This window comes from Escherichia sp. XD33 (assembly GCF_019375075.1).
GTDB classification, from domain to species: domain Bacteria; phylum Pseudomonadota; class Gammaproteobacteria; order Enterobacterales; family Enterobacteriaceae; genus Enterobacter; species Enterobacter flexneri_A.
The window spans coordinates 78,223-101,469 of the sequence record NZ_JAENDM010000014.1 but is presented as its reverse complement, the minus strand read 5'-3'; the positions used below and the strand labels follow the sequence as shown (position 1 = coordinate 101,469).

The 23,247-nt window shown below is 50.9% G+C and carries 24 protein-coding genes; 9 read left to right on the top strand and 15 right to left on the bottom strand.

Annotation, left to right across the window (positions count from 1 at the left end; all coding sequences use genetic code 11):
• Positions 1-95: 95 nt before the first annotated feature.
• From xapR to xapA, 4 genes are read right to left on the bottom strand one after another with little or no spacing between them, the layout of a single operon-like run.
• A complete protein-coding gene (xapR, locus tag K0778_RS10895; protein ID WP_000442949.1) occupies positions 96-980 on the bottom strand; it encodes a DNA-binding transcriptional regulator XapR in 885 nt (294 codons plus the stop codon).
• Between the two features lie 40 nt (positions 981-1,020).
• Entirely contained in the window at positions 1,021-1,179 is a 159-nt protein-coding gene (locus tag K0778_RS10890; protein WP_000651752.1) for a DUF1427 family protein, read from the bottom strand.
• A gap of 52 nt (positions 1,180-1,231) precedes the next feature.
• Positions 1,232-2,488 carry a xanthosine/proton symporter XapB gene (gene xapB, locus K0778_RS10885; RefSeq protein WP_000020402.1) on the bottom strand — a complete coding sequence of 419 codons (1,257 nt, stop codon included), beginning with the start codon at positions 2,486-2,488 and terminating at the stop codon, positions 1,232-1,234.
• Positions 2,489-2,547: 59 nt separating this feature from the next.
• Positions 2,548-3,381 carry a xanthosine phosphorylase gene (xapA, locus tag K0778_RS10880; RefSeq protein WP_000084573.1) on the bottom strand — a complete coding sequence of 278 codons (834 nt, stop codon included), beginning with the start codon at positions 3,379-3,381 and terminating at the stop codon, positions 2,548-2,550.
• Positions 3,382-3,629: 248 nt separating this feature from the next.
• Here xapA and K0778_RS10875 point away from each other — a divergent pair, with 248 nt between their 5' ends.
• Positions 3,630-4,394 (top strand): outer membrane protein OmpK, encoded by a 765-nt coding sequence (locus tag K0778_RS10875; protein WP_000716421.1) that lies wholly within the window; start codon positions 3,630-3,632, stop codon positions 4,392-4,394.
• A 38-nt stretch (positions 4,395-4,432) separates the two neighbouring features.
• Here K0778_RS10875 and K0778_RS10870 read toward each other — a convergent pair whose 3' ends face one another.
• Positions 4,433-5,359 carry a LysR family transcriptional regulator gene (locus K0778_RS10870; protein ID WP_001109794.1) on the bottom strand — a complete coding sequence of 309 codons (927 nt, stop codon included), beginning with the start codon at positions 5,357-5,359 and terminating at the stop codon, positions 4,433-4,435.
• Positions 5,360-5,448: 89 nt separating this feature from the next.
• Between K0778_RS10870 and K0778_RS10865 the strand changes: the two genes are divergently transcribed.
• Entirely contained in the window at positions 5,449-6,447 is a 999-nt protein-coding gene (locus K0778_RS10865) for a bile acid:sodium symporter family protein (protein WP_000765610.1), read from the top strand.
• On the opposite strand, the gene K0778_RS10860 is transcribed toward K0778_RS10865, so the two are convergent.
• The 3 genes from K0778_RS10860 to zipA all read right to left on the bottom strand — a co-directional run bounded on the left by K0778_RS10860 (position 6,444) and on the right by zipA (position 9,736).
• Positions 6,444-6,662 carry a DUF3820 family protein gene (locus K0778_RS10860; protein WP_000410201.1) on the bottom strand — a complete coding sequence of 73 codons (219 nt, stop codon included), beginning with the start codon at positions 6,660-6,662 and terminating at the stop codon, positions 6,444-6,446. The genes K0778_RS10865 and K0778_RS10860 overlap by 4 nt on opposite strands.
• Position 6,663: 1 nt before the next feature.
• Complete coding sequence (ligA, locus tag K0778_RS10855) at positions 6,664-8,679, bottom strand: NAD-dependent DNA ligase LigA (protein ID WP_000443661.1); 2,016 nt, start codon at positions 8,677-8,679, stop codon at positions 6,664-6,666.
• A gap of 70 nt (positions 8,680-8,749) precedes the next feature.
• Complete coding sequence (gene zipA, locus K0778_RS10850) at positions 8,750-9,736, bottom strand: cell division protein ZipA (protein ID WP_001424320.1); 987 nt, start codon at positions 9,734-9,736, stop codon at positions 8,750-8,752.
• A gap of 229 nt (positions 9,737-9,965) precedes the next feature.
• On the opposite strand from zipA, the gene cysZ reads away from it, so the two are divergent.
• The 5 genes from cysZ (at position 9,966) to crr (ending at position 14,846) form a co-directional block, all read left to right on the top strand.
• A complete protein-coding gene (cysZ, locus tag K0778_RS10845; RefSeq protein ID WP_063084692.1) occupies positions 9,966-10,727 on the top strand; it encodes a sulfate transporter CysZ in 762 nt (253 codons plus the stop codon).
• A gap of 184 nt (positions 10,728-10,911) precedes the next feature.
• Positions 10,912-11,883 (top strand): cysteine synthase A, encoded by a 972-nt coding sequence (gene cysK / locus K0778_RS10840; protein WP_000034402.1) that lies wholly within the window; start codon positions 10,912-10,914, stop codon positions 11,881-11,883.
• Between the two features lie 383 nt (positions 11,884-12,266).
• A complete protein-coding gene (gene ptsH / locus K0778_RS10835) occupies positions 12,267-12,524 on the top strand; it encodes a phosphocarrier protein Hpr (protein WP_000487600.1) in 258 nt (85 codons plus the stop codon).
• 44 nt (positions 12,525-12,568) lie between these two features.
• Entirely contained in the window at positions 12,569-14,296 is a 1,728-nt protein-coding gene (ptsI, locus tag K0778_RS10830) for a phosphoenolpyruvate-protein phosphotransferase PtsI (RefSeq protein ID WP_000623140.1), read from the top strand.
• A 40-nt stretch (positions 14,297-14,336) separates the two neighbouring features.
• Positions 14,337-14,846: a PTS glucose transporter subunit IIA gene (crr, locus tag K0778_RS10825; protein ID WP_000522247.1), complete on the top strand. Its 510-nt coding sequence runs from the start codon at positions 14,337-14,339 to the stop codon at positions 14,844-14,846.
• A gap of 42 nt (positions 14,847-14,888) precedes the next feature.
• On the opposite strand, the gene pdxK is transcribed toward crr, so the two are convergent.
• Positions 14,889-15,740, bottom strand: a complete 852-nt coding sequence (pdxK, locus tag K0778_RS10820) for a pyridoxine/pyridoxal/pyridoxamine kinase (protein ID WP_000096674.1) — start codon at positions 15,738-15,740, stop codon at positions 14,889-14,891.
• Positions 15,741-15,844: 104 nt separating this feature from the next.
• On the opposite strand from pdxK, the gene K0778_RS10815 reads away from it, so the two are divergent.
• Both K0778_RS10815 and K0778_RS10810 read left to right on the top strand, forming a co-directional pair.
• Positions 15,845-16,219 (top strand): YfeK family protein, encoded by a 375-nt coding sequence (locus K0778_RS10815; protein ID WP_000719962.1) that lies wholly within the window; start codon positions 15,845-15,847, stop codon positions 16,217-16,219.
• A 32-nt stretch (positions 16,220-16,251) separates the two neighbouring features.
• Positions 16,252-16,986, top strand: a complete 735-nt coding sequence (locus K0778_RS10810; RefSeq protein ID WP_063084693.1) for a WGR domain-containing protein — start codon at positions 16,252-16,254, stop codon at positions 16,984-16,986.
• A gap of 188 nt (positions 16,987-17,174) precedes the next feature.
• Here the strand turns inward: K0778_RS10810 and cysM are convergent, their stop codons facing one another.
• The 6 genes from cysM to ucpA all read right to left on the bottom strand — a co-directional run bounded on the left by cysM (position 17,175) and on the right by ucpA (position 23,126).
• Positions 17,175-18,086 (bottom strand): cysteine synthase B, encoded by a 912-nt coding sequence (gene cysM / locus K0778_RS10805; protein WP_000105477.1) that lies wholly within the window; start codon positions 18,084-18,086, stop codon positions 17,175-17,177.
• Positions 18,087-18,219: 133 nt separating this feature from the next.
• Positions 18,220-19,317, bottom strand: a complete 1,098-nt coding sequence (cysA, locus tag K0778_RS10800; protein ID WP_000021019.1) for a sulfate/thiosulfate ABC transporter ATP-binding protein CysA — start codon at positions 19,315-19,317, stop codon at positions 18,220-18,222.
• Positions 19,307-20,182, bottom strand: a complete 876-nt coding sequence (gene cysW, locus K0778_RS10795) for a sulfate/thiosulfate ABC transporter permease CysW (RefSeq protein WP_000852696.1) — start codon at positions 20,180-20,182, stop codon at positions 19,307-19,309. Before cysW ends, cysA begins: the two co-directional genes overlap by 11 nt.
• Positions 20,182-21,015: a sulfate/thiosulfate ABC transporter permease CysT gene (cysT, locus tag K0778_RS10790; protein WP_000458418.1), complete on the bottom strand. Its 834-nt coding sequence runs from the start codon at positions 21,013-21,015 to the stop codon at positions 20,182-20,184. The genes cysW and cysT overlap by 1 nt, the downstream gene beginning before the upstream one ends.
• Complete coding sequence (cysP, locus tag K0778_RS10785; protein ID WP_000290224.1) at positions 21,015-22,031, bottom strand: thiosulfate/sulfate ABC transporter substrate-binding protein CysP; 1,017 nt, start codon at positions 22,029-22,031, stop codon at positions 21,015-21,017. The genes cysT and cysP overlap by 1 nt, the downstream gene beginning before the upstream one ends.
• A gap of 303 nt (positions 22,032-22,334) precedes the next feature.
• Positions 22,335-23,126 carry an SDR family oxidoreductase UcpA gene (ucpA, locus tag K0778_RS10780; RefSeq protein ID WP_000517428.1) on the bottom strand — a complete coding sequence of 264 codons (792 nt, stop codon included), beginning with the start codon at positions 23,124-23,126 and terminating at the stop codon, positions 22,335-22,337.
• Positions 23,127-23,247: the final 121 nt, after the last annotated feature.

The following is a 23,247-nucleotide window of genomic DNA, read 5'->3' as shown; positions in this document are numbered from 1 at the left end:
CCCTAAAGGCGCTTTTTTGCTATCTGCGATTTGCGAAATTGCCTGATGCGCTTCACTTAGCAGACTACTATTTCCGGCAATTCCTGTCTCCTCACCTACTGTGTCAATGCAGCCAACAGCTTAACCATCGCGGGCGTCACCTGCTGTGTTTCATAAACAATATATAAATCTGCAGGGATGCGCTGTTTGAGCGGACGGAAAATGACACCTGGCCAGTTCATTTGTGCGTAGCTGTCCGCTATCAATGTGATACCAATGCCCATACTGACCATAGCGAGTACCGTTTGCGGTTCATTAACTTCGCGAATAACAACCGGTGAAAATCCCACCTGCTGGCAAACTCGCTGCAAAAAATCCCAGTCAGTGTAAACGGGCGGCATTGTAACAAAATACTCATCACGTAGCGCTTCCAGCGGGACGGTGGAAAATGATGAGAGATGATGCTCTTCAGGCATCGCCACCAGAAACGCCGATTCATGCAACCGTAAGCTGGTAAAACCAGTCGGTGGTTCTGTCGCCATTCGCCAGATCCCGGCATCAAGTTCGCGGCGTTCCAGCAAGGCCATTTGCATCGCGGGCATCTTTTCGCGAAAAAGAACGTCAACGTTAGGATTTTCCCTGAGGAATCGCCGCATAACCGGGCGCATCCGTCCCCACATTGCCGTTCCCACTACGCCGAGTTCAATCCGCCCTGCTTCTCCCCGACCTATTTGTTCAATCCGAGCCAATACATTATTAGCATTCACCAGCAATCGACGCGATTCTTCCATCAAGATTTTGCCCGCGTGTGTCAGTACGACGCTGCGCGAATGGCGAATAAAAAGCTGCGTGCCGAGTTGATTTTCCAGCTCTTTAATATGAATGCTGAGCGGAGGCTGAGACATATTTAAACGCGCTGCTGCGCGGCCAAAATGCAACTCTTCCGCTACGGCAAGAAAATAACGGAGCAACTTAAGATCTGTTCTGTATACGCGTTCCATAATTAAGTGCTCCATATAATAAATACATCGTATTAAATTATCATGGCATAAAGTATTTCACCACCAGATATCCGACATACATAAACACAATGGATAATATACCCGGTAATACATTTGGTACAGGAATAGGCAAGCGCACGATTGTAAACAAAGCACCAATACCAAAACCAACGCCGGAAGAAAATAAAATATCTTTCACTAATTAACCTTTATCATAAAAGCAGCTCTGAAGAGCAGAGCCGCGAATCCTTTTAATGAGTCACCGCTCGATGCTTTATCTTTTCAGGGTCATGATTATATTTAAACCCAAAGAAAAATATCACTGCGAGAAAAAGAGCATATCCTGCAAACACCAGCCAGATAGTTTGCCAGTCTTTTACGCCATCCACCGAAAAGTAATCTACTGCCATGCCACTCAGAATCGAGCCAACCCATGCGCCGACACCATTTACCATGGTCATAAAGAGCCCCTGCGCGCTGGCACGAATGCTGGAATCAACTTCCTGTTCGACAAATACCGAACCAGAAATATTGAAGAAATCGAATGCACAGCCATAAACAATCATCGACAGCAGCAGCAAAATAAATCCGGTTGTTGACGGATCGCCATAGGCGAAGAAGCCAAAGCGCAGCGTCCAGGCCACCATACTCATCAGCATGACGGTTTTAATGCCAAATCGCTTTAAAAAGAATGGGATAGTCAGTATAAAGCCCACTTCTGCCATCTGTGAAACTGACAGTAAAATGGAGGGATATTTCACCACAAAACTGTCAGCAAACTCCGGGTTACGGGCGAAATCATGTAGGAACGGATTACCAAAAACGTTGGTAATTTGCAGTACCGCACCCAGCATCATGGCAAAGAGGAAAAAGATGGCCATGCGTGGATTTTTAAACAGCACGAAGGCATCCAGACCCAGCTTGCTGGCAAGCGATGTGGTCGCTTTTTTCTCCGCAACCGGAATCTTCGGCAAAGTCAGCGCATAAGCCGACAGCAGCAATGACGCACCGGACGCGATATACAGCTGCAGACTACTCAATTCCAGATGCAGCAGGCTTACTGCCCACATCGCGACAATGAACCCCACCGTACCAAAAACGCGAATGGGCGGGAAAGCGGTCACCGGGTCAAGCCCTGCCTGGGCAAGACAGGAATAAGAGACGCTGTTCGATAACGCAATAGTCGGCATAAACGCCATCGCATTGACTAACATCACCCAAAACATCATATCCGGATCAGTTACGGATGCCGCATAAAAAAGTACGCCCGCACACACCAGGTGACACAGCATGTATGCACGTTCTGCGCGCAGCCATTTGTCTGCGATGATCCCCATTATACCAGGCATAATAATCGCGGCGATCCCTTTGGAACTGTAAACCATGCCAACATTAGCGCCGGTGAAATGAAGAGTATTAATCATGTAAGAGCCGAGGGTAACCAGCCAGCTCCCCCAGATAAAATATTGCAAAAAGGACATTACCTTTAAGCGCATCGCGATGCTCATAATCGTTTCCTTGTCGCATCATTTGGCCTCACCCGCGAGGCCGTTTCTTATTGTTTTTCTCAGGCAATTTTGCGCAGAAAGCCACAAATAAGGTTGATGAAGTTCTGCTTAGAGAGCTCCGCAGCCGCCAGCGTTTGCGCATGTGACAATTTCACATCGCTTAAACCTTCCGCCATATTGGTAATCGCAGAGACCGCAACGACTTTAAGGTCGCAATGGCGAGCTGAAATAACCTCAGGCACCACAGACATACCAACAACATCCCCACCAATAATTTGCATCATGCGAATTTCCGCCGCAGTCTCGAAATTCGGCCCCGGATACGAGACGAACACGCCCTCCGTCAGAGGGAAACCCTCTTCTTTCGCCACTTTTTGTAACAGTGCGCGGTATTCCGCATCGTAGGCATTTGCCAGTGAGAAGAAGCGCTCTCCAAAACGATCATCGTTAAGACCCACCATCGGCGTACCGGGCATGGTGTTGATATGATCTTTCAATGCGACCAGGCTGCCTGCCCCCACTTCCGGACGCAGCGAGCCTGCCGCATTGGTGCAGAACAGTAGCTCGCAGCCCAGCAGCTTAAAGGTACGAATTGCGTCAGTCATAATGGTCATTCCACGACCTTCGTAGAAATGTCCGCGACCTTTCATACATACCACCGGTACGCCCTGGAGATGGCCCAGCACTAACTCCCCCGCATGACCATGTACCGTACTTACCGGGAAGCCCGGCAGCTTTTCGTAGGAAATTGCGACAGCGTTCTCAATCTGATCGGCCAGCGCGCCGAGCCCGGAACCTAAAATAAAGGCCACTCGTGGCGTGAAATCAGGTTTATAAGTCTTGATAATATCTATGCAAAACAGCGGGTTATGAGAAAATTGAACCTGAGACATACATATCCTTTTTCTGTAGGGTGGAATCTAACGCCTTTTTATAGCGAGGTTGTCCCGGCTCTTACCAATACACTTTTCTCACGCATTCAATAGCGATTCGATATCGATGGATTTATATCTTTTCTCTATTAATCCACGGTAAAAACTGTATTGGCGATATTAATTCCTTTGCATTAACAATATGTCGTTTTTAGCAAACCACTTTATTAAGCAATCTACTAATAACGATCGGCATAGGGAATTATGCTATGAAAAAACATCTTTTAACTCTGACACTTTCCTCTATATTAGCGATACCTGTTGTATCTCATGCAGAATTTAAAGGCGGTTTTGCAGATATCGGCGTGCATTATCTGGACTGGACCAGCCGGACTACCGAAAAATCGTCGACCAAATCACACAAAGATGATTTTGGTTATCTTGAATTTGAAGGTGGCGCTAACTTTAGTTGGGGAGAAATGTACGGGTTCTTCGACTGGGAAAACTTCTATAACGGTCGCCATAATAAACCAGGTAGCGAGCAGCGTTATACCTTTAAAAATACCAACCGTATTTACCTGGGTGACACCGGATTTAATCTCTACTTGCATGCGTATGGCACCTACGGTTCTGCGAATCGCGTGAATTTCCACGACGATATGTTCCTGTACGGTATCGGCTACAATTTCACCGGCAGCGGTTGGTGGTTCAAACCGTTCTTTGCTAAGCGTTATACAGATCAAACCTATTACACTGGCGACAACGGCTATGTCGCCGGCTGGGTTGCAGGTTACAACTTTATGCTGGGCAGCGAGAAATTCACTCTTACCAACTGGAACGAGTACGAGTTTGACCGTGACGCTACCTATGCAGCGGGTAATGGCGGTAAAGAAGGGCTGAATGGCGCAGTTGCACTGTGGTGGAATGCAACATCACACATTACTACGGGGATTCAGTATCGATATGCGGATGACAAACTGGGCGAAGATTTTTACCAGGATGCGATAATCTACTCCATCAAATTTAACTTCTGATTGATTACTGCCGGGGCTCCCGGCAGTATGAATTCACTCTATATCTGATACAACGGATCCCCTTCCCGCCCAGCCATTAGCGCATTGCCCTGGTCTCGTACCACGTCCCATAAAGCTTCAGCGGCGGTGGAAAGTGAACGGTTCTTCCTGCGCACCAGCATCAACTGGCGTTCAACAACCGGCGTAATGCGCTTTACCACCAGTGGGCTACCTTCAGGCAATGGTAGCGCCAGTGCGGGAAGAATACTGATGCCGATGCCTGCGGCTACCATCGGGAACAGCGTCGCCGGATGTCCAATCTCCTGCACAATATTCGCCTGAATACCATTGCGCGCCAGCGCTGCGTCAATCAGCGGTCGGCTGCCTGACGCGTAATCCTGCAACACCAATTTCGCTCCCTGTAATGCCTGCCAGGGTACATAATCTTCCACGGCCAAAGCGCTATCGCGATGGCAAAGCAGAAAGAAAGGCTCGGAAAGAATCGCTTCACATTGCAGATCGCCCACTGGGCCTGGATCGATGACGATGCCAAAATCGACATCTCCCTGGCGAATACTTTCCATTACCCACTGCTGCGGACGATCGTGCAGGACAAACTGAATATCTGGATAGCGGCGATGGCTTTCAGCAATGCATTGCGGAATAAGATGCGCGGAAATGGTCTGGCTGGCAGCGACCCGAACTTTTCCGCTCAGTTGTTGCCCCATACGCCCGGTATCGCGCAACGTGCTGTTCAGTTCATCCAGCAGTCGCTCAAGACGCAAAGCCAGCTGCTGCCCTGCATCTGTAAGCACCACTTCACGCGTGGTTCTGTCCAGCAGGCGAACACCAGTATGATTTTCCAGTTCCTTCACACTGTGACTCACTGCCGACTGGCTCAGGCCGATACGCTCTCCTGCACGACTAAAACTTTTCTCCTGCGCTACTGTGACGAAAACCTTTAATTGTTTTAAAGAATAATTCATCTGTTTTCTTCATGAATGGATGCAATAAATCAATTTTATTTCTCAAACTGGAAGAAGCACAATAGAACCATCGATCATCTGGAGTCTTTATGAAACTTTTTCGTATCCTCGATCCTTTCACCTTAACCCTGATCACGGTGGTGTTGCTGGCCTCTTTCTTTCCGGCCAGAGGCGATTTCGTTCCCTTCTTTGAAAATCTGACCACCGCAGCTATTGCCCTGCTGTTCTTTATGCACGGCGCGAAGTTGTCGCGTGAGGCGATTATTGCTGGCGGTGGTCACTGGCGACTGCATTTGTGGGTAATGTGCAGCACCTTCGTGCTGTTTCCGATTCTGGGTGTACTGTTTGCCTGGTGGAAACCGGTAAATGTCGACCCGATGCTCTACTCCGGTTTTCTCTACTTGTGCATTCTCCCGGCTACCGTGCAGTCTGCAATCGCCTTCACGTCAATGGCGGGCGGTAACGTCGCGGCAGCGGTTTGTTCTGCGTCGGCATCCAGCCTGCTGGGGATTTTCCTTTCACCATTGCTGGTTGGTCTGGTGATGAATGTTCACGGTGCAGGGGGCAGCCTTGAGCAGGTCGGTAAAATTATGCTGCAACTGCTGCTGCCGTTTGTGTTGGGGCATCTTTCCCGGCCGTGGATTGGTGACTGGGTGTCGCGCAATAAAAAATGGATTGCGAAAACTGACCAGACGTCCATTCTGTTGGTGGTTTATACAGCGTTCAGCGAAGCCGTCGTTAATGGTATCTGGCATAAAGTTGGCTGGGGATCATTGCTGTTTATCGTGGTGGTCAGCTGCGTTCTTCTGGCTATCGTGATTGTAGTTAACGTCTTTATGGCACGCCGACTGAGCTTCAATAAGGCAGATGAAATTACTATCGTCTTTTGTGGTTCGAAAAAGAGTCTGGCAAATGGCATCCCGATGGCAAACATTCTGTTCCCCACATCGGTGATCGGTATGATGGTGCTGCCCCTGATGATTTTCCATCAGATCCAATTGATGGTCTGTGCGGTGCTGGCGCGTCGATACAAACGCCAGACCGAACAGTTACAGGCGCAGCAGGAAAGCAGCGCCGATAAAGCTTAAAGCGGACGCTTCAGGGGCTGGACCAGTTGCGTCAGCCCCTCGGTTTTAATCAGCAGCGTGATTTGCATTAGCTCACCGAGCTTCCCTGCCGGGAACTCATCTTTGCGGGCAAACCACAGCAGATACTCCTCCGGCAGGTCGATTAAGCGACGCCCTTTGTATTTGCCAAACGGCATTATCGTATTGGCTATTTCAATCAGCTGCTCTTTTTCCATCTCAGCTACCCAGCAAACGCAGCATTTCCGCTTCGTCGATGACTTCAATGCCCAGTTCCTGCGCCTTCGCCAGTTTAGATCCTGCAGCTTCACCCGCTATCACCAGATCGGTTTTCTTCGACACGCTGCCCGCGACTTTCGCGCCCAGTTCGACCAGTCGAGCTTTAGCGTCATCACGCGACATCTGGCTTAAGCTGCCCGTAAGCACCACGGTTTTACCAGCAAACGGGCTGTCAATCTCTTCCGCGTTGATAACGATCGGCGCAGGCCAGTGAACACCTTCCGCCAACAGCTCGCTGATGACATTGCGGTTGCTTTCTTCGGCAAAGAAGTTGTGAACGTGGGATGCAACGACAATGCCAACATCAGGCACCTTTTGCAGCTCTTCAATCGAAGCGGCTTCCAGCGCTTCCAGCGTGCCGAAATATGCCGCCAGACCTGCTGCGGTGGCCTCGCCGACTTCACGGATGCCAAGTGCATAGAGGAAGCGAGCAAAGGTGGTTTCTTTCGCTTTTTCCAGCGCGTTAACCACGTTTTGTGCCGATTTTGGCCCCATACGCTCCAGTCCGGTCAGTTTGCCTGCGGTGAGTTTGAACAGATCTGCCGGAGTATGGACATATTCTTTTTCAACCAGCTGATCGATGATTTTGTCGCCCATTCCGTCAACATCCATCGCACGGCGGGAAACAAAGTGTTTCAGCGACTCTTTACGCTGCGCACCGCAAATCAGGCCACCGGTACAGCGGGCAACCGCTTCACCTTCCACACGCTCAACGTCAGAACCACATACCGGACAATGCGTCGGGAATACAACCTCACGGGTATCTTCCGGGCGTTCAGAAAGCACGACGTTAACCACCTGCGGGATCACGTCGCCAGCGCGGCGAATCACCACTTTATCGCCAATGCGTAAACCAAGACGTTCGATTTCATCCGCATTGTGTAAGGTTGCGTTACTCACCAGCACGCCTGCAACATGGACAGGTTCCAGACGCGCAACAGGCGTAATCGCGCCAGTACGCCCAACCTGAAACTCGACGTCACGCACAAAGGTCATCTGCTCCTGCGCCGGGAATTTAAACGCTACCGCCCAGCGCGGGGCACGCGCGACAAAGCCAAGCTGCTCCTGCTGTGCCAGTGAGTTGACCTTAATCACCACGCCGTCGATATCAAAGCCCAGCGTCGGGCGGTCTTCTTCCACTTTGTGATAGAACGCCAGCACTTCTTCCGCCGATTCACAAAGCGTTACCCGATCGCTGACCGGCAACCCCCACTTTTTAAATTGCAGTAAACGGCCAAGATGAGTATCCGGCAGCTCGCCACCTTCCAGAACACCAACGCCATAGCAGAAAAAAGTGAGCGGTCGCTTCGCTGTAATACGCGGATCAAGCTGACGCAGTGAACCAGCTGCCGCATTACGTGGGTTAGCAAACACTTTCCCGCCCGTGCGTCGCGCATCTTCGTTAATCTTTTCGAACCCCGCCTGCGGCAGGAACACTTCACCACGCACTTCCAGACGCGCCGGGATATTCTCTCCGTGCAGCTTCAGCGGAATGGCGCGAATAGTACGCACATTAGACGTGATATCTTCCCCGGTGGTGCCATCGCCACGGGTCGCGGCACTGACTAAAACGCCATTTTCATACAGAATACTGACGGCAAGACCATCCAGCTTCAGCTCACAGCACCAGGTGACTTTCTCGTTGTTTTTCAGACGGTCCTGCACACGTTTGTTGAAAGCAAGAAAGCTTTCTTCATCAAAAACGTTATCCAGTGACAGCATTGGTACTTCATGGCGTATCTGGCTGAAAGCCGCCAGCGGCGCAGCGCCTACACGTTGAGTAGGCGAATCAGGCGTAATCAGTTCTGGATGTTTGGTTTCCAGCTCGCGCAGTTCGCGCATCAGCCTGTCGTATTCAGCGTCGGGAATTTCCGGCGCATCCATCACATGATAAAGATATTCATGATGGCGAAGCGTCGTTCGCAGTTCTGTCAGTTGTTGTTCGATTGATTCCATATCGCACCATCAATGCTAAAAACCCCCGACAAGCGGGGGTTCGAAGAGGAGTTAATTTGCCTTAAGTGTATCAGGCGTTGGCGTCTTTGACTTCGCGGATGATGTCCTGGTACTCGCGCAATTTCTGCGGAGTCATCATACGGCGCTGATCGTCAAGCACGACACCGCCCACTTCATCGGCAATATGCTGCGCAGATTGCAGCATCAGCTTGAAGTTCTGCAGCTCGTCACCGTAAGACGGTACCTGCATAAAGATAGTGACACCCGGAGTAGTGAAATCCTTCATTTCAGGATCAAAGGTTCCCGGTTTCACCATATTCGCTAGGCTGAATAACGCCGGGCCGCTGCCATCCGGGCTAAGATGACGATGGTAAATATTCATATCGCCAAAAATGAAGCCCGCTTGTTGAATGCTGTTAAGAAGCAGTTCACCGTTTAGCTCGCTACCGTGATGCGCCGCGACGTTCATGATAATCACCGCTTCTTTGCGCTTCGGTTTATCCATAACTGGAGCAGGTTCCGCTACAGGCTCAGGCTGTGGTGCCGCTACGGGTTCTGCAGGCTGGAAAGCCTGTTGTGCCGGTTGCGGTGCTGAATGCACAGGCTGCGGCGCTGGCGCGACCTGTGGCGAAACTGGCTGCTGCAACGGCTGTTCAGGCTGCGGCTGATAGGCAGGCTGCTGCACCGGCTGCGCTGGATGCGGAGCATGTTGCGGCGGTACCTGCGCTTCAGGCAGCTGCTGGACCGGTTGACGCGGCTGCGCAGACGCATAAGGCGGTTGGTACTGGTGTTGCGGCGACGGACGAGCAGCCTCATGCTCCTGAGCGTTAGCCGGGGCATGATTCACGCGGTGAACACGAACCTCACCAACGCCCTCATCATCTTCGACATCCTCGTCATAAGAATCGTCGTCACGTTTTGACTTCATTCGTTTTAATGGCCGATCGCGGAACATAGAAGATCGTTCTTTACGGCTGGTCCAGAAACCATGTACCAGTAAAGCGATTATGGCGATCGCGCCAACAATGATTAATATCAGACGCAAATCCTGCATCATTATATTCTCTGTTGTTCTAACACCTTGCCACCACGGCAAACATTTACTCACTAAGAGTATTTGCCGATTACCTCAAGTGCAAGTGCACTATTAACTTTCACAGCACAAAGATAGATGAAATCGTGCTTTTTGCTGTTTTTTCGAACATATCCTAACTGTCCATTGCGCAATTACCCGGTAAAATACGCAGAATTTTCCTGGGATTGGTCAAAAGGAGCTCATCCTGATTATGATTTCATCATTCACATCTGCCCCACGCAGCGGTTTTTACTATTTTGCGCAAGGCTGGAAGCTCGTCTCGCAACCTGGGATTCGGCGTTTCGTTATTTTACCGCTGCTGGTCAATATTTTGTTGATGGGGGGCGCATTCTGGTGGCTCTTTACACAGCTCGATGTCTGGATCCCGACTCTCATGAGTTACGTTCCGGACTGGCTACAATGGCTGAGTTATCTGTTGTGGCCTCTGGCTGTCATCTCTGTGCTGTTAGTGTTTGGCTATTTCTTCTCCACGATTGCTAACTGGATTGCCGCTCCGTTTAACGGTTTATTGGCTGAACAACTGGAAGCACGATTGACTGGCGCTACACCGCCAGATACCGGGATTTTCGGTATCATGAAAGATGTGCCGCGAATCATGAAACGCGAATGGCAAAAATTTGCCTGGTATCTGCCGCGCGCAATTGTATTACTAATTCTTTACTTCATCCCTGGTATTGGGCAAACCGTCGCGCCGGTACTGTGGTTCCTGTTTAGCGCCTGGATGTTAGCCATCCAGTATTGCGATTACCCCTTCGATAACCACAAAGTGCCGTTTAAAGAGATGCGCACCGCCCTGCGCACACGCAAAATCACCAATATGCAGTTTGGTGCTTTAACCAGCCTGTTTACGATGATCCCGCTGCTTAATCTGTTCATCATGCCCGTTGCCGTTTGTGGCGCGACGGCGATGTGGGTCGATTGCTATCGCGATAAACACGCGATGTGGCGGTAACAATCTACCGGTTATTTTGTAAACCGTTTGTGTGAAACAGGGGTGGCTTATGCCGCCCCTTATTCCATCTTGCATGTCATTATTTCCCTTCTGTATATAGATATGCTAAATCCTTACTTCCGCATATTCTCTGAGCGGGTATGCTACCTGTTGTATCCCAATTTCATACAGTTAAGGACAGGCCATGAGTAAGATTTTTGAAGATAACTCGCTGACTATCGGTCACACGCCGCTGGTTCGCCTGAATCGCATCGGTAACGGACGCATTCTGGCGAAGGTGGAATCTCGTAACCCCAGCTTCAGCGTTAAGTGCCGTATCGGTGCCAACATGATTTGGGATGCCGAAAAGCGCGGCGTGCTGAAACCAGGCGTTGAACTGGTTGAACCGACCAGCGGTAATACCGGGATTGCACTGGCCTATGTAGCTGCCGCTCGCGGTTACAAACTCACCCTGACCATGCCAGAAACCATGAGTATTGAACGCCGCAAGCTGCTGAAAGCGTTAGGTGCAAACCTGGTGCTGACGGAAGGTGCTAAAGGCATGAAAGGCGCAATCCAAAAAGCAGAAGAAATTGTCGCCAGCAATCCAGAGAAATACCTGCTGCTGCAACAATTCAGCAATCCGGCAAACCCTGAAATTCACGAAAAGACCACCGGTCCGGAGATATGGGAAGATACCGACGGTCAGGTTGATGTATTTATTGCTGGCGTTGGGACTGGCGGTACGCTGACTGGCGTCAGCCGCTACATTAAAGGCACCAAAGGCAAGACCGATCTTATCTCTGTCGCCGTTGAGCCAACCGATTCTCCAGTTATCGCCCAGGCGCTGGCAGGTGAAGAGATTAAACCTGGCCCGCATAAAATTCAGGGTATTGGCGCTGGTTTTATCCCGGCTAACCTCGATCTCAAGCTGGTCGATAAAGTCATTGGCATCACCAATGAAGAAGCGATTTCTACCGCGCGTCGTCTGATGGAAGAAGAAGGTATTCTTGCAGGTATCTCTTCTGGAGCAGCTGTTGCCGCGGCGTTGAAACTACAAGAAGATGAAAGCTTTACCAACAAGAATATTGTGGTTATTCTACCATCATCGGGTGAGCGTTATTTAAGCACCGCATTGTTTGCCGATCTCTTCACTGAGAAAGAATTGCAACAGTAATGCCAGCTTGTTAAAAATGCGTAAAAAAGCACCTTTTTAGGTGCTTTTTTGTGGCCTGCTTCAAACTTTCGCCCCTCCTGGCATTGATTCAGCCTGTCGGAACTGGTATTTAACCAGACTAATTATTTTGATGCGCGAAATTAATCGTTACAGGAAAAGCCAAAGCTGAATCGATTTTATGATTTGGTTCAATTCTTCCTTTAGCGGCATAATGTTTAATGACGTACGAAACGTCAGCGGTCAACACCCGCCAGCAATGGACTGTATTGCGCTCTTCGTGCGTCGCGTCTGTTAAAAACTGGCGCTAACAATACAGGCTAAAGTCGAACCGCCAGGCTAGACTTTAGTTCCACAACACTAAACCTATAAGTTGGGGAAATACAATGTTCCAGCAAGAAGTTACCATTACCGCTCCGAACGGTCTGCACACCCGCCCTGCTGCCCAGTTTGTAAAAGAAGCTAAGGGCTTCACTTCTGAAATTACTGTGACTTCCAACGGCAAAAGCGCCAGCGCGAAAAGCCTGTTTAAACTGCAGACTCTGGGCCTGACTCAAGGTACCGTTGTGACTATCTCCGCAGAAGGCGAAGACGAGCAGAAAGCGGTTGAACATCTGGTTAAACTGATGGCGGAACTCGAGTAATTTCCCGGGTTCTTTTAAAAATCAGTCACAAGTAAGGTAGGGTTATGATTTCAGGCATTTTAGCATCCCCGGGTATCGCTTTCGGTAAAGCTCTGCTTCTGAAAGAAGACGAAATTGTCATTGACCGGAAAAAAATTTCTGCCGACCAGGTTGATCAGGAAGTTGAACGTTTTCTGAGCGGTCGTGCCAAGGCATCAGCCCAGCTGGAAACGATCAAAACGAAAGCTGGTGAAACGTTCGGTGAAGAAAAAGAAGCCATCTTTGAAGGGCATATTATGCTGCTCGAAGATGAGGAGCTGGAGCAGGAAATCATAGCCCTGATTAAAGATAAGCACATGACAGCTGACGCAGCTGCTCATGAAGTTATCGAAGGTCAGGCTTCTGCCCTGGAAGAGCTGGATGATGAATACCTGAAAGAACGTGCGGCTGACGTACGTGATATCGGTAAGCGCCTGCTGCGCAACATCCTGGGCCTGAAGATTATCGACCTGAGCGCCATTCAGGATGAAGTCATTCTGGTTGCCGCTGACCTGACGCCGTCCGAAACCGCACAGCTGAACCTGAAGAAGGTGCTGGGTTTCATCACCGACGCGGGTGGCCGTACTTCCCACACCTCTATCATGGCGCGTTCTCTGGAACTACCTGCTATCGTGGGTACCGGTAGCGTCACCTCTCAGGTGAAAAATGACGACTATCTGATTCTGGATGCCGTAAATAATCAGGTTTACGTCAATCCAACCAACGAAGTTATTGATAAAATGCGCGCTGTTCAGGAGCAAGTGGCTTCTGAAAAAGCAGAGCTTGCTAAACTGAAAGATCTGCCAGCTATTACGCTGGACGGTCACCAGGTAGAAGTATGCGCTAACATTGGTACGGTTCGTGACGTTGAAGGTGCAGAGCGTAACGGCGCTGAAGGCGTTGGTCTGTATCGTACTGAGTTCCTGTTCATGGACCGCGACGCACTGCCCACTGAAGAAGAACAGTTTGCTGCTTACAAAGCAGTGGCTGAAGCGTGTGGCTCGCAAGCGGTTATCGTTCGTACCATGGACATCGGCGGCGACAAAGAGCTGCCATACATGAACTTCCCGAAAGAAGAGAACCCGTTCCTCGGCTGGCGCGCTATCCGTATCGCGATGGATCGTAGAGAGATCCTGCGCGATCAGCTCCGCGCTATCCTGCGTGCCTCGGCTTTCGGTAAATTGCGCATTATGTTCCCGATGATCATCTCTGTTGAAGAAGTGCGTGCACTGCGCAAAGAGATCGAAATCTACAAACAGGAACTGCGCGACGAAGGTAAAGCGTTTGACGAGTCAATTGAAATCGGCGTAATGGTGGAAACACCGGCTGCCGCAACAATTGCACGTCATTTAGCCAAAGAAGTTGATTTCTTTAGTATCGGCACCAATGATTTAACGCAGTACACTCTGGCAGTTGACCGTGGTAATGATATGATTTCACACCTTTACCAGCCAATGTCACCGTCCGTGCTGAACTTGATCAAGCAAGTTATTGATGCTTCTCATGCTGAAGGCAAATGGACTGGCATGTGTGGTGAGCTTGCTGGCGATGAACGTGCTACACTTCTGTTGCTGGGGATGGGTCTGGACGAATTCTCTATGAGCGCCATTTCTATCCCGCGCATTAAGAAGATTATCCGTAACACGAACTTCGAAGATGCGAAGGTGTTAGCAGAGCAGGCTCTTGCTCAACCGACAACGGACGAGTTAATGACGCTGGTTAACAAGTTCATTGAAGAAAAAACAATCTGCTAATCCACGAGATGCGGCCCAATTTACTGCTTAGGAGAAGATCATGGGTTTGTTCGATAAACTGAAATCTCTGGTTTCCGACGACAAGAAGGATACCGGAACTATTGAGATCATTGCTCCGCTCTCTGGCGAGATCGTCAATATCGAAGACGTGCCGGATGTCGTTTTTGCGGAAAAAATCGTTGGTGATGGTATTGCTATCAAACCAACGGGTAACAAAATGGTCGCGCCAGTAGACGGCACCATTGGTAAAATCTTTGAAACCAACCACGCATTCTCTATCGAATCTGATAGCGGCGTTGAACTGTTCGTCCACTTCGGTATCGACACCGTTGAACTGAAAGGCGAAGGCTTCAAGCGTATTGCTGAAGAAGGTCAGCGCGTGAAAGTTGGCGATACTGTCATTGAATTTGATCTGCCGCTGCTGGAAGAGAAAGCCAAGTCTACCCTGACTCCGGTTGTTATCTCCAACATGGACGAAATCAAAGAACTGATCAAACTGTCCGGTAGCGTAACCGTGGGTGAAACCCCGGTTATCCGCATCAAGAAGTAATTCTTGCCGCAGTGAAAAATGGCGCCCATCGGCGCCATTTTTTTATGCTTCCGCCAGCGGCGGCAAAATCAATTCATCGCTCTCATGCTGCTGGGTGTAGCGCATCACTTCCAGTACGCGCAACCCCGCTCGGTGCACTGCATCGGTTAACGCCTTCCCTTTCAGCAAGCCACTGATGAGCTGAGCACAAAACAGGTCGCCAGTCCCTTTCAGGTCGGTTTTTACCCGTGAATGGGAAATGACATTCACGCTGTCGGCAGTGACCACCACAACCTGCATCTCCTGATTTTCTTCATTACCGGAGGCGCTGGTAACCACCACCCATTTTAATGTGTCTGAAAGCAGACTTTTTGCGGCAGCAATGGCACTGTCGAGATCGCGGCAATTTTTACCGGTCAGGATTTCCAACTCAAAGATATTGGGGGTAATTCCCTGCGCCAGCGGCAGTAAATATTGTCGATACGCTTCGGGAAGGTCAGGTTTGACATAAATTCCGCTATCAATATCGCCAATCACCGGATCGACCATGATCAATAGGTCAGGATGGTCTTTGCGTAGCGCAGTCAGCCACTCGGCAAGGATTTTGATTTGCGATGCCGTTCCCATATAGCCCGTGGTTACAGCACGAAGTTGGCGCAGCGCATCACGCTCCTGAAGCGCACGCAAATAGCCGCTAAACCATTCGTCCGGAATCGCACCACCGTAGAAAGTGTCATAATGCGGCGTATTGCTCAGCAATACCGTCGGCACGGCAAAGACATTCAGGCCGTTCTGTTTGATAGCAGGCACGGCAATGCTGTTGCCCACGCTGCCGTAAACCACCTGCGACTGCACGGCGACGATATCCGCCTGCAGTGCCCTACTCTTATCGTTAAACAACAACAAACTACTCATTTAATTTTTTCTCCTTGCCGATGATCCTCATCGTAATCCAACCGAAACTTTACCTGATTCTGGCAGTCAAATCGGCTATCACAAAACAAGGATAAGGTAATTCAATGAAGAAAATCATTTGTCTGGTCATTACACTACTAATGACACTCCCCGTTTACGCGAAGTTAACTGCCCATGAAGAAGCCCGCATCAACGCCATGCTGGAGGGATTAGCACAGAAAAAGGATTTGATATTTGTGCGCAACGGTGATGAACATACCTGCTATGAAGCGGTTTCTCATCTGCGTCTGAAGCTCGGCAATACCCGTAACCGCATTGACACTGCCGAGCAGTTTATTGATAAGGTTGCTTCGTCGTCATCGATTACTGGGAAGCCGTATATTGTGAAGATCCCCGGTAAGAGCGATGAGAACGCACAGCCTTTTTTACATGCGTTAATTGCGCAGACGGATAAAACGGTGCCTGCGGAAGGAAATTAATCCGCTTTGGGAAGGCATTTACAGGAGGTAACATGAAAAAACGCTTTATTTATCACGATGAAAAATCGAATAAATTTTGGTGGATAGATTACGAAGGGGATAGTTTAGCTGTCAACTATGGCAAGGTAGGTAGTATTGGTAAATTCCAGACAAAAGAGTTCGATAATGAAGAACAGTGTCTGAAAGAAGCCAGTAAATTGATTGCCGCAAAAATGAAGAAAGGCTATCAAGAAGATCCAAAGTTTAACTTCTTGGATCGCTACTATTTTGATGATGAAGAAATTGGGTTACATGTTAAAACGTCACACCCAAACTTCCAGTGCCATTTTACTGATCCACTTTATATGTGTTGCTGGGATGAAGAATCTCCTTTTGGCAGCGATGAAGGTGCTGATGCTCTAAACGTTCTTGAAAATAGCCTCCGTAAAGAGCCGGATCTGGACTGTGCTGATTTCCCTCAAATGTTAATTGAAACTATGTGGGGTATGAAATACATCGCTATGGACAGTATTCTTGAAGAGGATGTTCGTGCGCAATTACTAGTCGATGAAATGAGCACTATCCAGAGCAATATGATTACCTACGCAACTGCATTCGGTCAGATTAAAGTCATGGGTAAAATCTCCCATAAACTTAAAAAGATGGGACTCAATGCACTAGCGCGTCATCAGCTTACCGCAAAAATTCTTCAATGGGGTGACGGTCAGGACTCACCAATACTTCAAAAAATGATTGATGACCTTACGGCGTTTCCTCACGAAAATTAAATACTGCATTTGTCGGCAGCAACAACTGTTAAAAAAGTGCGCTTTGTTTATGCCGGATGCGGCGTAAACGCCTTATCCGGCCTACAAAATCGTGCTAATTCAATATATTGTAGAAACCTTGTAGGCCTGATAAGCGTAGCGCATCAGGCAGTTTTGCGTTTGTCATCAGTCTCCGATGCTATTAATCCTTAAATCCCCGCCCCCTGGCTAAAGTGCTCTTCCCCAAACACCCCGGTGGAAAGGTAGCGATCGCCACGATCGCAGATGATCGCCACCACCACCGCACCAGGGTTAGCTTTTGCCACCCGCAGTGCTCCGGCAACCGCGCCGCCGGAGCTGACGCCACAGAATATTCCTTCCCGCACCGCCAGTTCGCGCATGGTGTTTTCCGCATCGCGCTGATGAATATCCAGCACCTCATCCACCAGAGAAGCGTTGAAAATCCCCGGCAGATATTCCGTAGGCCAGCGGCGAATGCCGGGAATGCTGCTGCCCTCTTCCGGTTGCAGGCCGACAATGGTCACCGGTTTGGATTGTTCGCGCATAAAGCGTGAGACGCCGGTGATAGTGCCGGTCGTCCCCATGCTGGAGACAAAATGAGTGATGCGCCCGCCGGTTTGCTGCCAGATTTCCGGCCCAGTGGTGGTGTAATGCGCATAAGGGTTATCGGGATTATTGAACTGATCGAGCAGCTTTCCTTCGCCACGATTCGCCATCTCCAGCGCCAGATCGCGCGCACCTTCCATCCCCTGCTCTTTGGTGACAAGAATCAGTTCCGCACCATAAGCACGCATCGCCGCACGGCGTTCCTGGCTCATGTTGTCGGGCATCAGCAATTTCATGCGATAGCCTTTAAGCGCGGCAATCATTGCCAGCGCAATGCCGGTGTTACCACTGGTGGCTTCGATTAACACATCACCCGGTTTAATTTCCCCGCGCTTTTCCGCCTCGACGATCATCGAAAGCGCCGCACGATCTTTCACCGAACCTGCCGGGTTATTGCCTTCCAGTTTTAACCACACTTCACTGCCGTTATTCGGCCCCATTCGCTGCAACTTCACCAGAGGCGTATTGCCTATTGTTTGTTCTAATGTACTCACGATCTCTATCCATACGTGGTGTTGCCTGATGCGACGCTTGCGCGTCTTATCAGGCCTACAGGTTACAAACCTTGCCATTAAAAAGCCCGGATCGCGGGAAGCGCCTCCGGGCGTTTAACATTCACTCAACCTATCAGGCGCTTTGTGCGAGAGCAAGTTCCTCATCTCGGGTTTCGATACGCTCGTCGCCGTTATACAGCCGCGCATGTTGCAGACCAACGAATAAACGCTCGCCACGCTGCGGGGCATCGTCGCCATGCATCACGACCGTCAGCGGTTCGTTGTACCACCCCAGCGGCTGCACCACTAATTGGGTGTAGTGACCTTTCGGGCTGGCTTCCAGTACCTGTACCGGCAGCGGCGAATCGAGGCTGGTACGGCGGCTGATATCCACTTCCCAAGGGCGCAGGAAGAGATCCACCGGCCCCTGATACGCAGGTGTATAGCCCAGCGGCCAGCGATGTGCGCCAACATGGAACTGCCCGCCGCGAATGGTTCCCTGCAGGCGGTTCACTTCGCCCATAAATTCGAGTACAAAACGGGTCGCTGGTTCGCGCCATACCTGATCCGGCGCATCAGCCTGTTCAATATTGCCCTGGCTCATCACCACTACACGATCGGCTACTTCGGTCGCTTCTTCCTGGTCGTGGGTCACGAACACGCTGGTGAATTTCAGCTCTTCATGCAGTTGACGCAGCCAGCGACGCAGCTCTTTACGCACCTGCGCATCCAGCGCGCCAAACGGTTCATCAAGCAGCAGAATTTGCGGCTCCACGGCAAGGGCACGCGCCAGCGCCACACGCTGTTTCTGCCCGCCGGAAAGCTGCGCCGGATAACGATCCGCCAGATGCGCAAGCTGCACCATCTCCAGCAATTTTATCACTTTCGCTTTGATCGCCGCCGCATTCGGGCGCTCGCGACGCGGCAGCACCGTCAGGCCAAAAGCGATATTGTCGAACACCGTCATATGGCGGAACAGCGCGTAATGCTGGAACACGAAACCGACTTTACGATCGCGTGCGTGCAGGCGGCTCACGTCGGTGCCGTGAAAGCGAATATGCCCGCTGGTTTGATGCTCCAGCCCGGCGATAATGCGCAGCAGCGTGGTTTTCCCGGAACCGGACGGCCCCAGCAACGCGACCATCTGACCAGAAGGAATATCCAGTGAGATATCGTTCAGCACCTGGGTGCGACCAAAAGACTTCTTAATATTGGCAATCTCAATGCTCATGATGCTCCTCCTGCTGCGCGCGTTTTTCCTGATTCTCCAGACGCCACTGCAACATACTCTTTAAAAACAGGGTGATAATCGCCATCAGCGTCAACAGCGCGGCGGCGGTAAAGGAGCCGACGGTGTTGTAGTCCTGCTCCAGCAATTCAATCTGTAACGGCAGCGACAGGGTTTCGCCGCGAATCGAGCCGGAAACCACCGACACCGCGCCAAACTCGCCAATTGCGCGGGCGTTGGTCAACACCACGCCATAAAGCAGCGCCCAGCGAATGTTCGGCAATGTAACGCGACGGAACATCTGCCAGCCAGACGCGCCAAGCAAAATCGCCGCTTCGTCTTCCTGGCTGCCCTGGCTTAACATCACCGGCACCAGCTCGCGCACCACAAACGGACACGTCACAAAGATGGTGACCAGCACCATTCCCGGCCAGGAGAACATAATTTGCAGATTATGTTCATCCAGCCAGCCGCCCAGCGGGCCGTTGGAGCCGTAGAACAGCAGATACACCAGACCGGCAACCACCGGTGACACGGCAAAAGGAATGTCCAGTAGCGTCAGCAGTAACTGGCGTCCGGGGAAGTTAAAGCGCGTCACCAGCCAGGCCAGCAGAATGCCGAACACCAGGTTTACCGGTACGGCAATCAGCGCGATCATCACCGTCAGCCAGATGGCGTGCAGCATGTCCGGATCGGCCAGATTCTGTAAAACCGGCATCAGCCCTTTGCTGAACGCCTGTACGAAGATGTAAATCATCGGCACCAGCAGGATGAACGCCGAAACCAGCATCCCGGTGCCAATCAGAAACCATTTGCCCCAGTTAATCGGGCGCGCGTCATAACGCTTCAATTGGGTAACTTCCGCCATTAATGACCTACCACACGCCGACCAAAGCGACTTTGCAGAGTGTTAATTGAGAACAGCAGTATCAGGGATGCCGCGAGGATCACCGAAGCAATCGCGCTCGCCGCCGGGTAATCAAACTCCTGCAAGCGCACAAAAATCATCAGCGACGTCACTTCCGTCTTCCAGGCGATGTTCCCGGCGATAAATATCACCGCGCCAAATTCACCAAGACTACGGGTAAACGACAACGCCACGCCCGCCACCAGCGCCGGAGAAAGTTCCGGCAGCACCACTTTGCAGAAACTCTGCCAGCGCGTTGCGCCGAGCGTTTCTGCCGCTTCTTCATATTCCGGGCCTAACTCTTCCAGCACCGGCTGCACGGTACGCACCACAAACGGAATGCTGGTAAAGGCCATCGCCACCGCAATCCCCAGCCAGGTGTAGGTGACTTTGATATCAAACTTCGCCAGCCATTCACCGTAAAACCCGTTCACGGAAAAGAGCGAGGCCAGCGTCAAACCGGCAACTGCCGTTGGCAGCGCAAAGGGTAAATCCATCAGCGCATCAAGCAGCGTGCGGCCCGGAAAGCGATAACGAGTTAAAATCCACGCCATCAGCAGGCCGAAAACGCCGTTAAAAATTGATGCCACAAACGCCGACAGCAGCGTCACTTTGTAGGCCGCGACCACCTGCGGGTTGGTGATCACTTCCCAGTACTGCGCCCAGCTCATCTCAGAAAGCTGCATCACCAGCGCGGAAAGCGGCAGCAGCAATATCAGGCACACAAACAGCAGACTGGTGCCGAGGCTTAAGGTAAAGCCCGGCAGGACGCGTCTTGATGAAACTGCAAACATTAATTACGCCCCGCCGCTAACAGCTTGTCTAACTCGCCGCCGCTGGTGAAGTGTGTTTTCATTACTTCCGGCCAGGAGCCAAATTTGTCTTCCACGCGGAACAGCTCGGTCTGCGGGAATTTGTTTTTCAGTTTGTCCATGACTTCCGGGTTATTTACGCGGTAGTAATAGTCGGTGATGATAGTCTGCGCCTGCGGGCTGTAGAGCCAGTTCAGGTAGGCTTTTGCTGCTTTTTCCGTACCGTTGGCCTGCACGTTTTTATCGACCCACGCCACCGGGAATTCCGCCAGAATGTTGGTTTTCGGAATCACCACTTCAAAGCCCTGCGCTTCATACTGTTTGCGGATGTTGTTCACTTCCGACTCGAAGCTGATCAGCACATCGCCCAGGCCGCGCTCGGCAAAAGTGGTGGTCGCGCCACGACCGCCAGTATCGAACACTTCAACGTTTTTCAGGAACTGGGTCATAAACTGTTCGGTTTTGGCTTTGTCGCCACCGTCAGCTTTATCCGCTGCGCCCCATGCCGCCAGATAGGTATAACGCGCGTTACCCGACGTTTTCGGGTTCGGGAAAATCAGCTTCACGTCGGAGCGCACCAGGTCGTTCCAGTCGTGGATATTCTTCGGGTTGCCCTTACGCACCAGGAAGCCCATGGTGGAGTAGAACGGCGAGCTATTATTCGGCAGGCGCGACTGCCAGTCCGCCGGGATAAGCTTGCCTTTATCGTGCAGAATTTGTACGTCGGTCACCTGGTTATAAGTGACAACGTCGGCTTTTAAGCCCTGCAAAATTGCCAGCGCCTGTTTTGATGACCCGGCATGAGATTGTTTTATCGTCAGTTTGTCGCCGCCGTTATCTTTGGCCCATTGCTGTTCAAACGGCGGGTTCAGGGCGGCAAACAGCTCGCGGGAGACGTCATAAGAACTGTTCAGCAGTTCCGTTGCCTGTACATGGCCCGCCAGCAGCAGAGAAGCGACCAGCGCGAGTGAGTTCTTTTTCAGTAAGTTAACGGCCATTGCGCACCCTTATAAATTTAATGACTTTCTAATAGCCATCATATTTATAACGGACGTGAAAGGAGTAACGGTTTTATATACCGTTTGGTGATTTGGAAGTTGAAAAGGGAATAAGAACTTGGTTCAACAGGCGTAATTGTTGCAGTCAGTTTGGACACGAACAGCGCGGAGAAACCGGAGCGTACACATAGTACGTGAGGATTTCGAGCACTGCCCGGGGCCAAAATGACAAATAAAATAGCCTGGTGAACGTAGTTCAAGACGAAATCCTCCCCACAAATACAGGGAGGAAACAGAGGTGAATCAGATACCGACGCTAACCGTCTCCGGCAGTGTGCTGCCGCCATCAATCACATTCTGTGTACCGGTTAAATAGCTGGATTCATCCGATGCGAGGAAGGCCGCCAGTTCGCCAACTTCCAGCGGATCGGCGAGGCGACGCAGCGGGATTGCTTTTGCCATATCAGTCAGCACCGACTCTGGATCTTCCGGGTTCGACTGGCGGGCAATGCTTTCCGCCATTGGCGTGCGGACGTATCCCGGGCAGATGGCGTTAACGCGAATACCGGATTGCGCGTACTCCACCGCCAGCGATTTTGTCAGGCCAACAATCGCCGCTTTCGTTAAGGCGTACGCCGTTTCACCCGGATCGGCCACCATATCACCAGTGACTGAAGACATCATCACAATGCGACCATCTTTGCGGGCAATCATCTCCGGCAGCACCGCCTTCGTGACGTTCCATACGCCTTTAATATTGATGTCAATATGGAAATCGCGATCGTCATCGCTCATATCGAGGAAACTGCCCAGACGACAAACGCCTGCGTTATTCACCAGGATATCAATGCGCCCTTCTTTTTCCTTCGCGCGTTTGATAGCTGCGGCTACCGACGCCGGGTCACGCACATCGGCGACAACCGCCGTACAGCGATGACCACGACCACACAGTTCGTCCGCTAGCTTTTCGATCTCAGGGGAGATATCCAGCAAGATTAGGTTCGCGCCATGACGTGCAAAAGTTCTGGCAATTCCTTCGCCAATTCCCTGCAATGCGCCCGTAATCAGTGCTGTCTTGCCCGTGAGTTTACCCATTTTAATGCTCTCCTTGTTAATACAGAGCGTTACACTCCATTCCCTCTGAAAATACAGGATAAACAAAATATTGCTGCGGATCAGCTCACTAATTCAGGAAAATCTCAATCCAGTCGCTGCT

Bases quoted from the DNA above. Each gene is read 5' to 3' on its own strand.
- ptsH (WP_000487600.1), top strand. From the start codon at position 12,267: ATGTTCCAGCAAGAAGTTACCATTACCGCTCCGAACGGTCTGCACACC.
- cysK (WP_000034402.1), top strand. From the start codon at position 10,912: ATGAGTAAGATTTTTGAAGATAACTCGCTGACTATCGGTCACACGCCG.
- ucpA (WP_000517428.1), bottom strand. From the start codon at position 23,126: ATGGGTAAACTCACGGGCAAGACAGCACTGATTACGGGCGCATTGCAG.
- ligA (WP_000443661.1), bottom strand. From the start codon at position 8,679: ATGGAATCAATCGAACAACAACTGACAGAACTGCGAACGACGCTTCGC.
- zipA (WP_001424320.1), bottom strand. From the start codon at position 9,736: ATGATGCAGGATTTGCGTCTGATATTAATCATTGTTGGCGCGATCGCC.
- cysA (WP_000021019.1), bottom strand. From the start codon at position 19,317: ATGAGCATTGAGATTGCCAATATTAAGAAGTCTTTTGGTCGCACCCAG.
- crr (WP_000522247.1), top strand. From the start codon at position 14,337: ATGGGTTTGTTCGATAAACTGAAATCTCTGGTTTCCGACGACAAGAAG.
- xapR (WP_000442949.1), bottom strand. From the start codon at position 980: ATGGAACGCGTATACAGAACAGATCTTAAGTTGCTCCGTTATTTTCTT.
- pdxK (WP_000096674.1), bottom strand. From the start codon at position 15,740: ATGAGTAGTTTGTTGTTGTTTAACGATAAGAGTAGGGCACTGCAGGCG.
- cysP (WP_000290224.1), bottom strand. From the start codon at position 22,031: ATGGCCGTTAACTTACTGAAAAAGAACTCACTCGCGCTGGTCGCTTCT.
- K0778_RS10875 (WP_000716421.1), top strand. From the start codon at position 3,630: ATGAAAAAACATCTTTTAACTCTGACACTTTCCTCTATATTAGCGATA.
- cysT (WP_000458418.1), bottom strand. From the start codon at position 21,015: ATGTTTGCAGTTTCATCAAGACGCGTCCTGCCGGGCTTTACCTTAAGC.
- xapA (WP_000084573.1), bottom strand. From the start codon at position 3,381: ATGTCTCAGGTTCAATTTTCTCATAACCCGCTGTTTTGCATAGATATT.
- K0778_RS10865 (WP_000765610.1), top strand. From the start codon at position 5,449: ATGAAACTTTTTCGTATCCTCGATCCTTTCACCTTAACCCTGATCACG.
- K0778_RS10860 (WP_000410201.1), bottom strand. From the start codon at position 6,662: ATGGAAAAAGAGCAGCTGATTGAAATAGCCAATACGATAATGCCGTTT.
- K0778_RS10810 (WP_063084693.1), top strand. From the start codon at position 16,252: ATGAAAAAACGCTTTATTTATCACGATGAAAAATCGAATAAATTTTGG.
- xapB (WP_000020402.1), bottom strand. From the start codon at position 2,488: ATGAGCATCGCGATGCGCTTAAAGGTAATGTCCTTTTTGCAATATTTT.
- K0778_RS10815 (WP_000719962.1), top strand. From the start codon at position 15,845: ATGAAGAAAATCATTTGTCTGGTCATTACACTACTAATGACACTCCCC.
- cysZ (WP_063084692.1), top strand. From the start codon at position 9,966: ATGATTTCATCATTCACATCTGCCCCACGCAGCGGTTTTTACTATTTT.
- K0778_RS10870 (WP_001109794.1), bottom strand. From the start codon at position 5,359: ATGAATTATTCTTTAAAACAATTAAAGGTTTTCGTCACAGTAGCGCAG.
- ptsI (WP_000623140.1), top strand. From the start codon at position 12,569: ATGATTTCAGGCATTTTAGCATCCCCGGGTATCGCTTTCGGTAAAGCT.
- cysW (WP_000852696.1), bottom strand. From the start codon at position 20,182: ATGGCGGAAGTTACCCAATTGAAGCGTTATGACGCGCGCCCGATTAAC.